Here is a 15,829-nt window from a genome sequence, read left to right as displayed (position 1 = left end):
GCCCGTGCCGATGGCACCGGCGTGCGGAGCGCTGGCCACCCCGCGTTTTCCGCATGGAGTTCCCGCCATGAAGCAAGCCCTTTTCCGCCACGCCGACGGCGTCTGGCCCAACACCGCCGCCCTGGCCTTCACCGTGCTCGGCTGGCCGCTGGGTATCGCCCTGCTGGGCCAGAGCCACTGGGCGCTCAACGCGCTGGGCGTGCTGCTGGTCGCGCTCACGCTCACCTGGTCGGCCTACTTCATCCACGAGTTCGCCCACCACGCCATCTTCCGCACGCCACAGGCCAACGAGCGCTGGGGCCAGTTCATGAGCTGGATCAACGGCAGCGCCTACGCCAGCTTCGCCGACCTGCGCCGCAAGCACATGCGCCACCATGTCGAACGCGCCGACGTCATCACCTTCGACCTGCAGGGTTTTCTGCGCGCTCACCCGCTGGTGCGGCGGATGGTGCTGGCGCTGGAGTGGCTGTACATCCCCGCGGTGGAGTTCGTCATGCGCGGCTTCGTGATCGCGCTGCCCTTCCTGGGCGATCGGAAAAAGGCCGCGCGCGGCCGCGTGATCGGTGTCGCCATCGTCCGGATCACGGCCTGGGCGCTGCTGGCCTGGTGGTCGCTCAAGGCCGTGGCCCTCTACGCGCTGGCCTACCTGCTGTTCGTGCACCTGCTGCGTTTTGCCGACTGCTTCCAGCACACCTACGACGCCTACCCCATCCTCGACGAAACGCCGATCCCCAAAGACAAGCTGCGTGATCGCGCCTACGAACAGGCCAACACCTTCAGCGACGTGGTGGGCCTGGACGCCAAGTGGCTCAACCTGGTCTGGCTCAACTTCGGTTTCCACAACGCACACCACGAGCGCCCGGTGGCACCCTGGTACCAGTTGCCCCGGCTGCATCGCGAGCTGTACCCCGCGGGCAATGCCCAGGTGGTCACGGTGGGCGAGCTGCTGCGCGCCTACCACCGCCACCGCGTGACCCGCGTGCTCGCCAGCGACTACGGCGCGGTGTTGCCGCCCGGCGTGCCGCACCGCGCCGACGGGTTCATCGGGGCTGTCGGCGTCTCCTTTTTGACGGCGGTGTGACCGTGAACTACGGCCTGCAGGGAAAAACCGTTCTCATCACCGGCGCGGCCGGCGGCATCGGCAGCGCGCTGTCGCGCGCCTTTCTCGCACAGGGTGCGCGGCTGATGCTGCTGGACCGCGCGGCCGCGCCGCTGGACGCGCTGGTGGGATCGCTGCACAGCAGCCAGGTGCACAGCGCGGTGTGCGATCTCGGCAGCGATGCCCAGGTGGCGGCGGTGGGGGCCCAAGTGCAGGAGCGCTTTGGCCAGCTCGACGTGCTGGTGAACAACGCCGGCATCGAATACCCCACGCCGCTGGCCGATGCCGAAGCGGGTTTCATGGCGTGCTGGACCGGTCTGCTCGACAACAACGTGAGCAGCATGGTGCGGCTCACGCAAGCGCTGCTGCCCCTGCTGCCGCGCGGCGCGAGCGTGATCAACCAGTCATCCATCTGGGGCCGCATCGGCGTGGCCGGTTTCTCGGCCTACAGCGCGAGCAAACACGCGGTCGTGGGCCTCACGCGCTCGCTCGCGCTGGAGCTGGGCCCGCGCGGCATCCGCGTCAACGCGGTCTGCCCCGGCTGGGTGCGCACCGACGCGGCGATGCGTTCGCTGACCGCGATGGCCGCAGAGAGCGGTCGCAGCGAGGCCGAGGTCGAGCGTGAGATCCTCGCGCGCCAGGCCGTGCCGACGATGCTCACGCCCGATCAACTCGCGGGCGTGTTCCTCTTTCTCGCCAGCGATGGCGCCGCCCCGCTCACCGGCCAGTGCCTGGTGGCCAGCCACGGCGAGGTGATGGCATGAGCTTTTCTGTGTCTTTGCAGGGCCAGACCGCGCTGATCACCGGCGCCGCCACCGGCATCGGCCGCGCCACCGCGCTGCTGTTCGCGCAGGCCGGCGCGCGCGTGGTGGTCAACCACCGGGGGCAGGACGCCGAAGCCGATTCGCTGGTGCAAGCCATCGAGGCCGCAGGCGGCCAGGCCACAGCCCTCGATGCCGACGTGAGCGATGCCACCACCGTGCAGCGCCTGGTGGACGAGGCCATTGCCGCCTGCGGCGACCTCCACATCCTGGTCAACAACGCCGGCATCATCCAGGAGAAGGCCTTCCTCGACACCACCGAAGCCGACTGGGACCGCATGCTCGGCACCGACCTCAAGTCGGTCTTCCTGATGTGCCGCGCGGTGCTGCCCGGCATGGTGGCGCGCGGCAGCGGCGCCATCGTCAACATCGCCTCCGACCTCGGCATCCTCGGGCGCGAGCGCTACGCGCCCTACTGCACCGCCAAGGCCGGCGTGATCGGCCTCACACGCTCATTGGCGCGCGAGTTCGCGCCGCACCAGATCCGCGTCAACGCCATCGCGCCCGGGCCGGTGGCCACCGCCATGGTCTCGCTCGAACACATGAGCGCCGAGTGGGTGGAAAAAGAACTCGCCATCCCTCAGCATCGTCTGGGTGCGCCGGAAGAGATCGCGGCCACGGCGCTGTTCCTCGCGTCCGACCTGTCGCGTTTCTACTGCGGCCAAATACTCGGCCCGAACGGCGGCTCGGTGATGCCATGAGGATGAAACACCCCTCCGACCGCACCGCCACCGGCGTGCTGCTGTTCTCCGCCTCGCTCTGGGGCCTGTCGTGGGTGCCGCTCAAGTGGTTCATCGCGCAGGGCCTGAGCGGGCCGGTGGTGTCGCTGCTGTCCTATGGCCTGGTGGGCCTGTGCGCGCTGCCCTTCATCTGGCGCGACCGCGCGGCCTGGCGCTCGCAGTGGGGCTATGTGCTCGCGCTGGCGCTGGTGGGCGGCTGGGCCAACACCTCGTTCGTCAACGCGCTGATGATGGGCGACGTGGTGCGGGTGATGTTCCTGTTCTACCTCTCGCCCGTGTGGTCGGTGCTGGGCGGCTGGCTTTTCCTGAAGGAGCGCATTCCGCCCCTGCGCTGGGCCGCGGTGGTGGCCGCCATCGTGGGCCTGTGGATGGTGCTCGGCGGGCCGGGCGCGCTGAGCCTTTCGCTCAGCTTCGTGGACTTTCTCGCGCTCTCGGCCGGCTTCGCCTTCGCGGCCAACAACATCCTCGCGCGCGCCGCGCAGGCCGTGCCCATGCGCACCAAGACGCTGTCCGTGTTCGTCGGCTGCGGCGTGATTTCGCTCGCCGCCACCAGCGCACTGGGCCACAGCGTGCCGGCCATGGGCGCGGGCGTGTGGCTCGGCATCCTGGCCTACGGCTTCGGCTGGCTGCTGCTGGCCACCGCCACCTGGCAGTTCGGCGTGACGCACCTGGAGAGCAGCCGCGCCGGCGTGATCCTGCTGGCCGAGCTGGTGGTGGCCGTGCTCACCGCGCTCTGGTTCGGTGGCGAAAGCCTCACGCCCATGGGCTGGGCGGGTGGTGCGCTCATTGCGACTGCGGCCCTGGTGGAAGCGCTGGGCAGCAGCGGCACCGATTCACCCGCGCCCGGCAACGACCCAAGCCATGCAACAACCGGAGTCTGAGATGACAAGCCCCAACACCGTTTGGATGAACCAGCTCTCATGGCTGGACTACCAGGCCCGCGTGCAGCGCGAGCACCCGCCCGTGCTGCTGCCCGTGGGCGCGCTTGAACAGCACGGTCCGCACCTGCCACTGGGCACCGACGGCCTGCTCGCGAGCGCCGTGGCGGCCGACACCGCCGCGCGTGTGGGCGGCCTGGTGGCGCCCACCCTGAGCTACGGCTACAAGTCGCAGCCCAAGTGCGGCGGCGGCCAACATTTCTGCGGCACCACCAGCGTGGACGCCGCCACACTCATCGGCCAGGTGCGCGACGCGGTGCGCGAGTTCGCGCGCCACGGCCTGAACAAACTCGTGATCGTGAACGGCCACTACGAGAACCAGTGGTTCCTGATCGAAGGCATCGACCTCGGCCTTCGCGACGCCAGGGCCGCCGACCCGGCCTGCGCGCTGCAGGTGATGCGCCTGGAGTACTGGGATTTCATGACGCCCGAGACCCTGGGCGACGTGTTCCCCGACGGCTTCCCCGGCTTCGCACTGGAGCACGCCGCGGTGCTGGAAACGTCCATGATGCTGCACCACCACCCCAGCCTGGTGCGCATGGACCTGCTGCCCGATGACGGCCCGGCCGACTTCCCGCCCTACGACATGTACCCGCCCCGCACCGACTGGGTGCCGCCCTCGGGCGTGCTGTCTTCGGCCAAAGGCTCCGACGCCGCCAAGGGCAAGCTGCTGGCCGACGAGGTGGCGCGCCGCATGGCCGAAGCCATCACCACCGGGTTCACCCGCCCCGCGCCATGAACGCCCCGACCACCTTCGACCCCGCCACCACCGCGCTGATCGTCATCGACATGCAGCGCGACTTCTGCAGCCCCGGTGGCTACGCCCACCAGGCCGGCATCGACATCGCGCCCATGCAGGCCGTGGTGCCGCAGGTGCAGCGCCTGCTGGCCGCCGCGCGCGCAGCGGGCCTGCTGGTGGTGCACACACGCGAAGGGCATCTGCCCGACCTCTCGGACTGCCCGCCCGCCAAGCTGGCGCGCAGCGTGGCGGCCGGCGCACCCATCGGCAGCCACGGCCCGCTGGGCCGCCTGCTGGTGCGCGGTGAACAGGGCCACGACTTCGTGCCCGCGCTGCGCCCGCTGGTCAGCGAGCATGTGATCGACAAACCGGGCTACGGCGCCTTCCACCAGACCACGCTGGGCTCACTGCTGGCCGCCTTCGGCATCGGTCAGCTCATCCTCTGCGGCGTGACCACCGAGGTTTGCGTGCACTCCACGCTGCGCGAGGCGGTGGACCGCGGCTACACCTGCACCACCGTGGGCGATGCCACCGCCGCCAGCCAGCCCGAGCTGCACGCGCCCGCACTCGCCATGATCGGCGTCGAAGGCGGCATCTTCGGTTCGGTGCTGGGCACCGATGATTGTGTGCGGGCGATGCAAGCTCTCCACGCGAAAATCACCGCATGAACACCCCCGACCACCCCGGTGTGCCCGCCGCGTACCACGGCGTGTGGGCGCGCACCCTGCTCGAAACGCCCGAGGGCCGCGACACCAGCACCTGGGTGCGCTGGCTGCAGACCGGCCTGTGGCATGGGGATTTGCGCGTGCCGCCCGATGCGCCGCGTGACACCCCCGAAGGCCGCGCCCAGACACAAGGCTTTGCCGGCACCACCGCCATCACCCGGCCCGACGCGGCATTGCCCGAGGTCTGCTCCTGGCAGCGCACCATCGACTTCCAGCCCCCGCGCAGCACGCCCGACGCTGGCCACATGGTGTTCGAGACGCCTGCGCGCGTGATCGAAACCGGCATCCACGGCCGCTACCTTGAAGTGTGGGAACGCCTGCCCGACTCGATCGGCCGGCGCATCGCGCTCGCGCGGCTTGATGCAGACGGCCAGCCCACCGCCGAGCGCCTGCTGGTGGCGGGCGTGTACTGCATGCACCTGCGCCCGCGCACGGCCGCCTGGCCGGCCGATCTGGTGCCCGGTGAAACCCTGGGCGATCTGATCCGGCGCCACCCGACGCAAGCCGGTGCCCTGCTCGATTTCGAGATCGCGTTCGGCAAGAAGGAGCACGGCGTGTGGACGGTGGAGCGCGCGACCCAGCCCGCGCTGGAAGGCCAGGCACTGCCCTGTGCCTTGCACCGCGTGGACGCCGCGCGCGCCCGCGTGGAGGGTGGCCCGCTGGCGGGCGACTGGCAGGTGCTGGAGTGGGTGGACGACACCCGGGACGAGCAGGCGCCGTGAGGCCCATCGTCAAAATGCAGGAACGCCCATGACCACCCCACTCAAGCCCATTGACGGCGACTGGTTCCAGTTCCGCAGCCTCGGCGAGGGCATCACCCTCATCACCGAGCCGCACGTCATTCCCTTTCTCCGCTGCAACATCTGGCACATCCGCGGGCGCGGGCTCGACCTCATGGTCGACACCGGCCTGGGCGTCAGCAGCCTGCACGCCGCCTCGCGCCACCTCTTCGGCCAGCGCGTGGCCGCCCTCGCCACCCATGTGCACCTGGACCACGTGGGCAGCCACCACGAGTTCGCCGAATGCTGGTGCCACCGGCTCGAAGCCGATGCGCTCGCCCACGCCGACCCCGACGGCACGCTGGCCGACTTCGACCTCAACGAAGTCAACATCGCCGTGCCCGGCTATCAAACCGGCGGCCCCGCCCTCACCGCCCTGCCCACGCCCGATTACGACCTTTCGGCCTGGCAGATCAAGCAAGCCACCGTCACGCGCCGGCTCGACGAAGGCGACACCATCGACCTCGGCAACCGCCATTTCGAGGTGCTGCACCTGCCCGGCCACTCGCCCGGCAGCATCGGCCTGTGGGAAGCCAGGAGCGGCACGCTGTTTTCGGGCGACGCCATCTACGACGGCCCGCTCATCGATGACTTGCACCACTCCGACCGCGTGGCCTACGCGCGCACCATGGAACGCCTGCTGACCCTGCCGGTGAGCGTGGTGCACGCGGGCCACGACCCGAGCTTCGGGCGCGAGCGGCTGCGCGAGCTGGTGCGGGCGTATCTCGAGCGGGTGGGAGACCAGGCCGGTCGCTGAGGCCTTACAAACCCGCTTCTTTCACCCAGCGTCTGATCCGGCTCTTCACCCGATCGATGTCTTGCGCGGAGCGCGGTAGATCGTTCGCTCGGGTCAGTGCCTCCGCTGGCGCCACCAGCCCGGCCCGCAGCAGAGCCTTGTTGAATGGGCCGTCTTTCTCGCGGTTGGCCACACTCTTGGCAAGGAACAGGTCGGTCGGGTCGATGCACCATGCCACCCGCCCGTCGGTGCCCTCGTTCTGAAGTGCCGTCAGCCGCTTCTCCCATCCGGCGGGCAGCACCGCGGTGTGCGAATCGACCCCTTGCGCATAGACGCCGAACCGGACGTGAAAGGCCGAGCCTTCGCCGATGCTTCCGTCGATCTTGTCGAGCAGGTGCTGAATGTCGCCATCCACGTTGTAGGGGTAGATGTCGGCCTCCATCGACATCAGGCATTCCGGCGGCGGGTACCTCACCGCGCCCAGGATGGACTGGCTCCCGATGACGATGAAGTCGTACTGGTTCGTGATGAACCCGGCATCACGGATGATGTGTTCAAGCTGTTCGCGTTGCATGCCCGTGCCCCTCCGCCGAAGGCTGCGCAGTGTCGTCCCGCAGCGCCCGGACCTGCTGCAGGATCTGCATGCGGTCTTCAGCGGCCAGCAAGCCCGGCAGCGGCGACGCCTGACGCAACTGCTGGGCCTTCTGCGACCGGCTCAGCGCCTTCTTCCAGTCGCTGCTCAGCAAGATCCTTTGCCATTCATCGAGCAGCGGCTGGGCGTTGAGGTCGTTGTGGGTGCGCCAGCTGTCGAGAATGTCCAGCGCGCGGGCCCGCAGCGCGGGGTCGTTCTTGATCAGCGAAACGGCCTTTTCATGCATGAGCAGGCTCTGCAGATCCTGCAAGGCGTGGGGCTGCGGCTCACGGCGCGCCGGGCTGACAGCGTAGGCGGGCGTGTTCTGTCGGGCTTCAAGCGCCTGCGGCGCGGTGGGGTTGCCCAGCGAAGGCAGGTTGGCGCCCACGCCCAGCTCCGTCATGACCCGCAGGTATGAACCCATGGTCACCGATGGATCACCCAGCTCGATCGCATACAGCGTCGTGCGTGAAATGCCCGCATCGCGCGCCAGCGACTGGGCCGACACCCTGCGCGCCGTGCGGGTGGCGCGCAGGTTCTCCCCGAGGCGCATGAGCAGGTCGCGCTCGCTGGCGGTGGGGAGCTGGATATGGGCGGGCATGTCCAGCATTTTATACAGATGGACCGCGATTTGTCCAATATGCTGGACATTCATGATGGGGTACAGAGCCTTTCTGCACGCGCGCCATCACGGCACGCCCCATGCTTGTTCCCCCGCATGGACTCCGCCACCCCCATCGCCCCCGCCCCCGCCACCCACTCCTGGTTCGACGACACCCACGCGCTCATCGCCGGCTCGCTCTTCGTTGCACTCGGCATGACCATGTTCGGCCACGCCGGCCTGCTCACCGGCGGCGTGGCTGGCGTGGCTTTTCTGGCGAGCTACGCCACCGGTCTCCCCTTCGGCCTGTTCTTCTTCCTGTTCAGCCTGCCGTTTTTCGTGCTCTCCTGGTACCGGCTCGGCCCGGCGTTCACCTTCAAGAGCTTCGGCGCCGTCGCCCTCGTGTCCGCCTGCACCACGCTGGCGCCCAAGGTGGTGCGTTTCGAGCTGCTCAACCCCTGGGTCGCCTCGGTGCTCGGCGGCTTTCTGATCGGCTTCGGGCTGCTCGCCCTGCTGCGCCACCAGGCCAGCGTGGGCGGCGTCAACATCCTCGCGCAATGGCTGCAGCAGGCCAAAGGCTTCAGCGCCGGCAAGGTGCAGATGTCTGTGGATCTGGTCGTCGTGCTCGCGGCGTTCGGGGTGCTGCCGCCCATCCAGGTGGCGCAATCGGTGGTGGGGGCGGTGGCCATCGGCGCCATCCTCGCTCTCAACCACCGGCCGGGGAGGTACCTCGGGGTGTGAGCGGTGCCATCAGGCGGCTGAGCACGGGCCGCCAAGTCCTGTGCCCGACACTGGCACCAAACCTGCTTATACCTACACACAGAGAGGCGAGTGCACCAAAACGGTGATTCGCTGCCTTGAAGACCGCTAGGGTTCCGGGCTCAGACCACTTCACCAAAGAAGTCTGAGCCGTCTGGTCCGAGAGCAGTCGGCCACGATCGTGTGGCTCCACGGAGGGACAAAAGCCCGGGAGACGCTTCGCTGCTTGCGCACGAGCCTCTCTCGCCGTTTGTCCCCCGACAGGAGCCCCGCATGTCCCGCCTTCCTCCGCCTGCATCGATTCCGCCACCGGCCCGCGCCGGTGCGCCCATCGCCGTTGCGTCTGTGCGCCCGCCGCGGCGCAATGGCTTCTGGACGGTGCGCACCGGCATCTCGCGCCGCGCCTACTGGGTGTTTGCGCTCACCGGCCTGATCACCCCGCTGCTGATGTGGGCCGCGCTGGCCGCCTGGGGTGGCATGGACCCGACCTTCCTGCCTTCACCCACGGCGGTGCTGGCCAAGACCTGGACCTGGGCCACCGAGACCGGCCTGCTCGAAGACATGGGCATCAGCGTCTACCGCGTGGTGGCGGGCTTCGTGCTCTCGGCGGTGATCGCGCTGCCGCTGGGGCTGCTGATCGGTTCGTTCCGTTCGGTGCAGGCGCTGCTGGAGCCGCTGACGGATCTGATCCGCTACATGCCGGCGGTGGCCTTCATTCCGCTGGTGATGCTGTGGGTGGGCATCGACGAGGGATCGAAGATTTCCATCATCTTCATCGGCACCTTTTTCCAGATGGTGCTGATGGTGGCGGAAGACGTGCGCCGCGTGCCGGCCGCGCAGGTGGAGGCGGCACAGACCATGGGCGCGAACCGCCGCGAGCTGATTGAAAAGGTGATCCTGCCCAGCGCCAAGCCGGCGCTGCTCGACACGCTGCGCATCACCATGGGCTGGGCCTGGACCTACCTGGTCGTCGCCGAGCTGGTGGCCGCGAACTCGGGTCTGGGCTACGCCATCCTGCGCGCGCAGCGATTCCTGCAGACCGACACCATCTTCGCCGGGATCATCGTCATCGGCCTCATCGGGCTGGTGACCGACCAGCTGTTCCGCTGGCTGCACCGCCGCGCTTTCCCCTGGCTTTACCTGAAAGGCTGATGCGATGAGCACCCTTCCCAAGATCTCCATCCGCGGCCTCACCAAGCACTTTGACGGCGCGCCCACCAACGCGCTGGAGAACGTGGACCTGGACATCGGCGCCAACGAGTTCGTCACCTTCGTGGGCGCTTCGGGCTGCGGCAAGAGCACGCTGCTGCGCACCATCGGCGGGCTGGAGGTGCAGACCGCTGGCGAGCTGCTGGTGGACAACCGGCCCGTCACCGGCCCGGGCATCGACCGCGCCATGGTGTTCCAGCACTACAGCCTCTACCCCTGGATGACGGTGATGGAGAACATCAAGTTCTGCCGCCAGCTCGCCGCGCACACGCAGAACCGCAGCTCCAGCGACGTGGAAGCCGCCTCGGGCCGGGCCGACGCGCTGCTGCGCCTGATGGGCCTGCAGGCTTCGGCCGGCGCCTGGCCCAACCAGCTTTCGGGCGGCATGCAGCAGCGCGTGGCGATCGCGCGCGCGCTCATGGGCCGGCCCGACATCGTGCTGATGGACGAGCCCTTCGGCGCGCTGGACGCGCAGACGCGTGAGGTGATGCACGACCTGATCCGCTATGTGCACCGGCTGGAGAAAGCCACCATCGTCTTCGTGACGCACGACGTGGAAGAAGCGCTTTATCTGGGCAGCCGCGTGGTGCTGATGGCGCCGCGCCCGGGGCGCATCGACACCATCTACGAGGTGCCCTTCGGCGACCAGCGCACGCAAGACCTCAAGTTCGCGCCCGAGTTCGTGCGCTTGAAGCGCGACATCCTGGAACGCATCCGCGAGACCTCGGGCATGAAGACCGATCTGGAACAGCTGCAGCGCCTGAGCGGCGCGGTGACTGAAGCCGCCTGAACCCTGGAGACCCCCATGAACCTCAACGACATCCCCGATCCGCTGACCACCGTGTTGCCCAACCCGCCACTGGCCGCGCCGGTGGACGCGCCCGCGTTCTGGCAACGCTTCCCTGCGCCCGCGCTGGCCGGCGTGGACACCAACCAAGTGATGTGGAGCGAGGTGGTGCCCGGCGGCAGCCACTGGAGCTGGCGCATGCCGCGCGGCAGCGCGATCCGCTTCGTGGCGCTGGACGCGGGCGCCAACCTGAGCCTGGTGCTCTACAGCGCGCAAGAGAAGCTGGAGCGCTACAACATGCCCGACAGCCTGAAGGCGCAGCACACCGCGCACTACACCAAGGGCCATGTGCTCATGAGCGACATGGGCCGCAGCATGGCCAGCGTCACGGCCGACAGCCTGGGCTGGCACGACCCGCTGGGCGCCCTGCTCGGCAACGAGCTCATGGCCACGAAGTACGGCGAGCAGCGCTACGAGCAGGCGCGCAACGCCATGTACCGCTCGGGCAAGGACGGCCTGCTGATCGAGATCGGCAAATACGGCCTGACGCGGCGCGACCTGATCGCGCCGGTGAACCTGTTCAGCAAGGTGAGCGTGGATGCGCAGGGCCGCTTTGGCTTTTCGGAAAACCACGCGAAGGCGGGCGATTTCGTGGAACTGCGTTTTGACATGGACGTGATCCTCGCCGTGTCCAGCGCACCGCACGCGCTCGACCCGTCGCCGGTCTACGCGCCGAAGAAAGTGGGCCTGCTGGCCTGGCGCTGCGGCGCTGCGCCGGCACAAGACTTCTGCCGCGCCTTCCGCCCTGAAAACGCGCGCGCGCTGCACAACAGCGACATGTTGTACCTGTGAGGAGAACCGAGATGACCACCACCGCCACCGACATCCGCATCCTCGAAAGCACGCTCGACCCGGCCAACGCCGTGATGGACCAGCGCCACCCCGCAGGCGAGCCCATCCTGTTCGCCGTCAACAAGGGCCAGACGCTGCGCATCGTCGACCTCGAAGGCAACCAGGCCGCCGACGTGATCTTCTACAACCGCGACGACCTGGCCGAGCACTACAGCGCGACCGACACCATGGTGCACCAGGGCGGCATCTACCTGACCACCGGCTCCGTGATTCGCAGCAACGACGGCCGGCCCATGCTCACCATCGTGGCCGACACCTGCGGCCGCCACGACACCCTCGGCGGCGCCTGCGCGGCCGAGAGCAACACCGTGCGCTACGCGCTGCAGAAGAAGTACATGCACAGCTGCCGCGATAACTATTTGATCGCCCTGCAGCGCGCCGACATGGGTCTCACCAAACGCGACCTGGTGCCCAACATCAACTTCTTCATGAACGTGCCCGTCACCGACGGCGGCGATCTGAAGTTCGACGACGGCGTGTCCGGCCCGGGCAAGTACGTGGAGATGCGCGCCGAGATGGACGTGTGGGTGCTGATCAGCAACTGCCCGCAGCTGAACAACCCGTGCAATGCGTACAACCCGACGCCCATCCAGCTCATCGTCTGGGACCCGGTCTGAACGATCTTGTTTGAACCGCTGCTGCGGGACGGCCCGCAGCTGCACAACCCCTACGCAGGACGGCCTGCCCTTTTGTTTCCAAGGTTGACCCATGTTCAGCAAGGTCCTGATTGCCAACCGCGGCGCCATCGCCTGCCGCATCATCCGCACGCTCAAAGCACTGGGCGTGCAGAGCGTGGCCGTGTATTCCGAAGCCGACGCGCAGGCGCGCCACGTGCGCGAGGCGGACGAGGCCTACCTGCTCGGCCCCGCGCCCGCCGCCGAGAGCTACCTGCGCGCCGACCCCATCCTGCAGATCGCACAAGACTGCGGCGCGCAGGCCATCCACCCAGGCTACGGTTTCCTGTCAGAAAACCCCGGTTTCGCCGAAGCCTGCGAAGCCGCGGGCATCGCCTTCATCGGCCCCACGCCGGCACAGATGCGCGCCTTTGGCCTGAAGCACACGGCGCGTGATCTGGCGCAGGCGCGTGGCGTGCCGCTGCTGCCGGGCTCGGGCCTGCTCGGCGACCTGACGCAGGCGCAAACCGAGGCACAACGCATCGGCTTCCCGGTGATGCTCAAGAGCACGGCGGGCGGCGGCGGCATCGGCATGCGGCTGGTGTGGAATCCGGCCGAACTCGCCGATGCGTTCGAGAACGTGGGCCGCCTCGCGCAGGCGAACTTCAAGGACGCGGGCCTGTTCCTGGAAAAGTACGTGGAGCAGGCGCGCCACATCGAGGTGCAGGTATTTGGCGACGGCGTGGGCGGCGTGATCGCGCTGGGCGAGCGCGACTGCTCGGTGCAGCGGCGCAACCAGAAGGTGATCGAAGAAACCCCGGCGCCGGGCCTGAGCGACGCGCAGCGCAGCGAGCTGCACGCCACCGCCGTGCGGCTGGCGCAGGCGGTGGACTACCGCTCGGCCGGCACGGTGGAGTTCGTCTACGACGCGGCCACCGGCGCCTTCTACTTTCTGGAGGTGAACACGCGCCTGCAGGTGGAGCACGGCGTGACCGAGCAGGTGAGCGGTGTGGACCTGGTGGCCTGGATGCTGCAGCTCGCCGCGGGCGACCTGCCGCCGCTGGCCACGTTGCAACCGGTGCAACGCGGTGCGTCGATCCAGGTGCGGCTCTACGCCGAGGACCCGGCGCGCAACTTCCAGCCCTGTGCGGGCCTGCTCACCGAGGTGGTGTTCCCTGCCGATGCCCGTGTGGACGGCTGGGTCGAGCGCGGCACCGAGGTGCCCGCCTGGTACGACCCCATGCTGGCCAAGCTCATCGTCACCGCCGACACCCGCGAACAGGCGCTGCTGAAGATGGAAGCCGCGCTGGACGCCACGCGCCTGGCCGGCATCGAAACCAACCTGGGCTACCTGCGCCAGGTGGTGCGCAGCGCGGTGTTCCGCGAAGGCCGGCAGGTCACGCGCTTCCTCAACAGCTTTGACTACCGGCCCGCGACCATCGAGGTGCTGGAGCCCGGCGTGCAGACCAGCGTGCAAGACTGGCCGGGCCGCACCGGCTACTGGGACGTGGGCGTGCCGCCCAGCGGCCCGATGGACGCCTACGCGCACCGCCTGGCGAACCGGCTGGTGGGCAATGCGCCCGACGCCGCCGCGCTGGAGATCACGCTCGCCGGCCCCACGCTGCGCTTCAACACCGACACCGTGGTGGCCGTGACCGGCGCACCCGCGAAGCTCACGCTCGACGGCCAGCCGGTGGCGATGTGGCAGGCGCTGCCAGTGAGCGCGGGCAGCACCCTGGCCGTGGGCCGCACCGAAGCGGGCGTGCGCCTGGCGTTGGCCGTGGCCGGCGGGCTGGACGTGCCGGCCTACCTGGGCAGCCGCAGCACCTTCACGCTCGGCCAGTTCGGCGGCCACGCGGGGCGGCACCTGCGCGCGGGCGATGTGCTGCACCTCGCGGGCACGGCCACGCCGGTGGCGGCGGCCACACCCGCCGCGCTGATCCCCACGTACGGCCACCACTGGGACGTGGGCGTGCTCTACGGCCCGCACGGCGCACCCGATTTCTTCCAGCCCGACGACATCGCCACCTTCTTCGCCACCGACTGGAAGGTGCACCACAACAGCAGCCGCACGGGCGTGCGCCTGATCGGCCCCCGGCCGCAGTGGGCGCGGGCCGACGGCGGCGAGGCGGGCTTGCACCCGTCGAACATCCACGACAACGCCTATGCCATCGGCGCGATCGACTTCACCGGCGACATGCCCGTGATCCTCGGGCCCGACGGCCCCAGCCTCGGCGGCTTCGTCTGCCCGGCCGTGGTGGTGAACGCCGAGCTGTGGAAACTGGGCCAGCTGCGTCCGGGCGACACGGTGCGCTTCCACCGGCTCTCGCTGGCGCAGGCGGGTGAACGCGAAGCGGCGGTGGAAGCCGCATTGTCTTCCCTGGCCGGCGCGTTGCCCGCGACGCCGAGCGACGACGCAGAGGCCCACACCACACCCGTCATCTACGAAGACCCAGCGCGCGAAGACGTGCCCGCCATGCTGGTGCGCCAGGCCGGAGACCGCTACGTGCTGCTGGAGTTCGGCCCGCTGGTGCTGGACATCGAGCTGCGCCTGCGCGTGCACGTGCTGATGACCGCGCTGAAGGACCTGCAGGCCCAAGGCCAGTTGCCCGGCATCATCGACATGACGCCCGGCATCCGCTCGCTGCAGGTGCACTTCAACCCGGCGCTGATCGCCCGCGATGCGCTGCTGAAAACGCTGATCGCGACCGAGGCCGCGCTGCCGCCGGTGGACGACATGGTGGTGCCCAGCCGCACGGTGCACCTGCCGCTGTCGTGGGACGACCCGCAGACCAAGCTGGCGATCGAGAAGTACATGCAGTCGGTGCGGCCCGACGCGCCCTGGTGCCCGAGCAACATCGAGTTCATCCGCCGCATCAACGGGCTGGACAGCATCGACGACGTGTTCAAGATCGTGTTCGAGGCGCCCTACCTCGTGCTCGGCCTGGGCGACGTCTACCTGGGCGCGCCGGTGGCCACGCCGCTGGACCCGCGCCAGCGCCTCGTGACCACCAAGTACAACCCGGCGCGCACCTGGACGCCGGAGAACGCGGTGGGCATCGGCGGCGCCTACCTCTGCGTCTACGGCATGGAAGGCCCCGGCGGCTACCAGTTCGTGGGCCGCACGCTGCAGATGTGGAACCGCTGGCGCCACGGCGAGGCGGGCACCGTGTTCGAACAGCCCTGGCTGCTGCGCTTCTTCGACCAGATCCGCTTTTATCCCGTGAGCCAGGACGAGCTGCTGCGCATCCGCGCCGACTTCCCGCACGGCGGCTACGCGCTGCGCACCGAAGAAGGCAGCTTCAGCCTGAAGGACCACCGCCGTTTCCTCGGCGAAAACGCGGCCAGCATCGCGGCCTTCAAGGCCACGCAGCAAGTGGCGTTTGAAGCCGAGCGCGAGCGCTGGGCCGCCGCCGGCCTGGCCGAGGTGGCGAGCGAGGCCGACGTGGAAGCGGCCGGGCCCGACAGCGAGATCGACCTGCCCGAAGGCGGCCGACTGATCGCGACCAGCGTGCCCGGCAACGTGTGGAAGGTGGCGGTGAGCGAGGGCCAGCAGGTGCAGGCCGGCGACGTGCTGATGGTGATCGAGTCCATGAAGATGGAGTTCAACCTGCTCGCCCCCGCCAGCGCCACCGTGCACCGGCTCATGTGTGCCCAGGGCGGCTCGGTGGCCGCCGGGCAGAACGTGCTCGTGCTGATCGACGAACCGGTCTGACCTTCATTCCAAAAAACATTCAAG

16 protein-coding genes and 1 riboswitch are annotated in these 15,829 nt (G+C 68.9%); of the genes, 14 read left to right on the top strand and 2 right to left on the bottom strand.

The window, feature by feature from the left end:
- Positions 1–67: 67 nt before the first annotated feature.
- From AC23D4_RS14850 to AC23D4_RS14815, 8 genes are read left to right on the top strand one after another with little or no spacing between them, the layout of a single operon-like run.
- Entirely contained in the window at positions 68–1,081 is a 1,014-nt protein-coding gene (locus tag AC23D4_RS14850) for a fatty acid desaturase family protein (RefSeq protein WP_472890416.1), read from the top strand.
- Between the two features lie 2 nt (positions 1,082–1,083).
- Positions 1,084–1,863: an SDR family NAD(P)-dependent oxidoreductase gene (locus AC23D4_RS14845; protein ID WP_472890415.1), complete on the top strand. Its 780-nt coding sequence runs from the start codon at positions 1,084–1,086 to the stop codon at positions 1,861–1,863.
- Positions 1,860–2,621 (top strand): SDR family NAD(P)-dependent oxidoreductase, encoded by a 762-nt coding sequence (locus tag AC23D4_RS14840; RefSeq protein ID WP_472890414.1) that lies wholly within the window; start codon positions 1,860–1,862, stop codon positions 2,619–2,621. The genes AC23D4_RS14845 and AC23D4_RS14840 overlap by 4 nt, the downstream gene beginning before the upstream one ends.
- A 2-nt stretch (positions 2,622–2,623) precedes the next feature.
- Positions 2,624–3,541 carry a DMT family transporter gene (locus AC23D4_RS14835; RefSeq protein WP_472890413.1) on the top strand — a complete coding sequence of 306 codons (918 nt, stop codon included), beginning with the start codon at positions 2,624–2,626 and terminating at the stop codon, positions 3,539–3,541.
- A 1-nt stretch (position 3,542) separates the two neighbouring features.
- Positions 3,543–4,337, top strand: coding sequence for a creatininase (locus tag AC23D4_RS14830; protein ID WP_487623632.1), 795 nt, complete (start codon positions 3,543–3,545; stop codon positions 4,335–4,337).
- Positions 4,334–5,005 (top strand): cysteine hydrolase family protein, encoded by a 672-nt coding sequence (locus AC23D4_RS14825; protein WP_472890411.1) that lies wholly within the window; start codon positions 4,334–4,336, stop codon positions 5,003–5,005. The genes AC23D4_RS14830 and AC23D4_RS14825 overlap by 4 nt, the downstream gene beginning before the upstream one ends.
- On the top strand, positions 5,002–5,784 hold the full coding sequence (locus tag AC23D4_RS14820) for a hypothetical protein (RefSeq protein WP_472890410.1): 783 nt from the start codon (positions 5,002–5,004) through the stop codon (positions 5,782–5,784). The genes AC23D4_RS14825 and AC23D4_RS14820 overlap by 4 nt, the downstream gene beginning before the upstream one ends.
- 28 nt (positions 5,785–5,812) lie before the next feature.
- The gene (locus AC23D4_RS14815; protein ID WP_472890409.1) at positions 5,813–6,598 is read left to right on the top strand and encodes an MBL fold metallo-hydrolase; all 786 of its coding nucleotides are present in this window, start codon (positions 5,813–5,815) and stop codon (positions 6,596–6,598) included.
- A gap of 4 nt (positions 6,599–6,602) precedes the next feature.
- Here the strand turns inward: AC23D4_RS14815 and AC23D4_RS14810 are convergent, their stop codons facing one another.
- The gene (locus AC23D4_RS14810) at positions 6,603–7,151 is read right to left on the bottom strand and encodes a DUF6036 family nucleotidyltransferase (protein ID WP_472890408.1); all 549 of its coding nucleotides are present in this window, start codon (positions 7,149–7,151) and stop codon (positions 6,603–6,605) included.
- Positions 7,132–7,809, bottom strand: a complete 678-nt coding sequence (locus AC23D4_RS14805; RefSeq protein WP_472890407.1) for a helix-turn-helix domain-containing protein — start codon at positions 7,807–7,809, stop codon at positions 7,132–7,134. Before AC23D4_RS14805 ends, AC23D4_RS14810 begins: the two co-directional genes overlap by 20 nt.
- Before the next feature lie 117 nt (positions 7,810–7,926).
- Here AC23D4_RS14805 and AC23D4_RS14800 point away from each other — a divergent pair, with 117 nt between their 5' ends.
- The 6 genes from AC23D4_RS14800 (at position 7,927) to uca (ending at position 15,805) form a co-directional block, all read left to right on the top strand.
- Positions 7,927–8,550: a DUF6198 family protein gene (locus tag AC23D4_RS14800; protein WP_472890406.1), complete on the top strand. Its 624-nt coding sequence runs from the start codon at positions 7,927–7,929 to the stop codon at positions 8,548–8,550.
- Positions 8,551–8,665: 115 nt separating this feature from the next.
- A riboswitch (guanidine-I (ykkC/yxkD leader) is annotated at positions 8,666–8,784 on the top strand.
- A gap of 57 nt (positions 8,785–8,841) precedes the next feature.
- Positions 8,842–9,720: an ABC transporter permease gene (locus tag AC23D4_RS14795; RefSeq protein ID WP_472890405.1), complete on the top strand. Its 879-nt coding sequence runs from the start codon at positions 8,842–8,844 to the stop codon at positions 9,718–9,720.
- 4 nt (positions 9,721–9,724) lie between these two features.
- On the top strand, positions 9,725–10,567 hold the full coding sequence (locus AC23D4_RS14790) for an ABC transporter ATP-binding protein (protein WP_472890404.1): 843 nt from the start codon (positions 9,725–9,727) through the stop codon (positions 10,565–10,567).
- 150 nt (positions 10,568–10,717) lie between these two features.
- The gene (locus AC23D4_RS14785; RefSeq protein ID WP_472890418.1) at positions 10,718–11,416 is read left to right on the top strand and encodes an urea amidolyase associated protein UAAP1; all 699 of its coding nucleotides are present in this window, start codon (positions 10,718–10,720) and stop codon (positions 11,414–11,416) included.
- An 11-nt stretch (positions 11,417–11,427) separates the two neighbouring features.
- Positions 11,428–12,093, top strand: a complete 666-nt coding sequence (locus AC23D4_RS14780; protein WP_472890403.1) for an urea amidolyase associated protein UAAP2 — start codon at positions 11,428–11,430, stop codon at positions 12,091–12,093.
- Positions 12,094–12,184: 91 nt separating this feature from the next.
- Positions 12,185–15,805: an urea carboxylase gene (uca, locus tag AC23D4_RS14775; protein ID WP_472890402.1), complete on the top strand. Its 3,621-nt coding sequence runs from the start codon at positions 12,185–12,187 to the stop codon at positions 15,803–15,805.
- Positions 15,806–15,829: the final 24 nt, after the last annotated feature.

The organism is Hydrogenophaga sp. L76 (genome assembly GCF_057654755.1).
Note: the sequence above shows the minus strand (reverse complement) of the source record. Positions and strands in the feature narration are given on the sequence as shown.

What these genes read in the sequence shown, in the direction of transcription:
- AC23D4_RS14850 (WP_472890416.1), top strand. Translation starts at nt 68, where the DNA reads ATGAAGCAAGCCCTTTTCCGCCACGCCGACGGCGTCTGGCCCAACACC.
- AC23D4_RS14840 (WP_472890414.1), top strand. Translation starts at nt 1,860, where the DNA reads ATGAGCTTTTCTGTGTCTTTGCAGGGCCAGACCGCGCTGATCACCGGC.
- AC23D4_RS14835 (WP_472890413.1), top strand. Translation starts at nt 2,624, where the DNA reads ATGAAACACCCCTCCGACCGCACCGCCACCGGCGTGCTGCTGTTCTCC.
- AC23D4_RS14830 (WP_487623632.1), top strand. Translation starts at nt 3,543, where the DNA reads ATGACAAGCCCCAACACCGTTTGGATGAACCAGCTCTCATGGCTGGAC.
- AC23D4_RS14825 (WP_472890411.1), top strand. Translation starts at nt 4,334, where the DNA reads ATGAACGCCCCGACCACCTTCGACCCCGCCACCACCGCGCTGATCGTC.
- AC23D4_RS14820 (WP_472890410.1), top strand. Translation starts at nt 5,002, where the DNA reads ATGAACACCCCCGACCACCCCGGTGTGCCCGCCGCGTACCACGGCGTG.
- AC23D4_RS14815 (WP_472890409.1), top strand. Translation starts at nt 5,813, where the DNA reads ATGACCACCCCACTCAAGCCCATTGACGGCGACTGGTTCCAGTTCCGC.
- AC23D4_RS14810 (WP_472890408.1), bottom strand. Translation starts at nt 7,151, where the DNA reads ATGCAACGCGAACAGCTTGAACACATCATCCGTGATGCCGGGTTCATC.
- AC23D4_RS14805 (WP_472890407.1), bottom strand. Translation starts at nt 7,809, where the DNA reads ATGCCCGCCCATATCCAGCTCCCCACCGCCAGCGAGCGCGACCTGCTC.
- AC23D4_RS14800 (WP_472890406.1), top strand. Translation starts at nt 7,927, where the DNA reads ATGGACTCCGCCACCCCCATCGCCCCCGCCCCCGCCACCCACTCCTGG.
- AC23D4_RS14795 (WP_472890405.1), top strand. Translation starts at nt 8,842, where the DNA reads ATGTCCCGCCTTCCTCCGCCTGCATCGATTCCGCCACCGGCCCGCGCC.
- AC23D4_RS14790 (WP_472890404.1), top strand. Translation starts at nt 9,725, where the DNA reads ATGAGCACCCTTCCCAAGATCTCCATCCGCGGCCTCACCAAGCACTTT.
- AC23D4_RS14785 (WP_472890418.1), top strand. Translation starts at nt 10,718, where the DNA reads ATGTGGAGCGAGGTGGTGCCCGGCGGCAGCCACTGGAGCTGGCGCATG.
- AC23D4_RS14780 (WP_472890403.1), top strand. Translation starts at nt 11,428, where the DNA reads ATGACCACCACCGCCACCGACATCCGCATCCTCGAAAGCACGCTCGAC.
- uca (WP_472890402.1), top strand. Translation starts at nt 12,185, where the DNA reads ATGTTCAGCAAGGTCCTGATTGCCAACCGCGGCGCCATCGCCTGCCGC.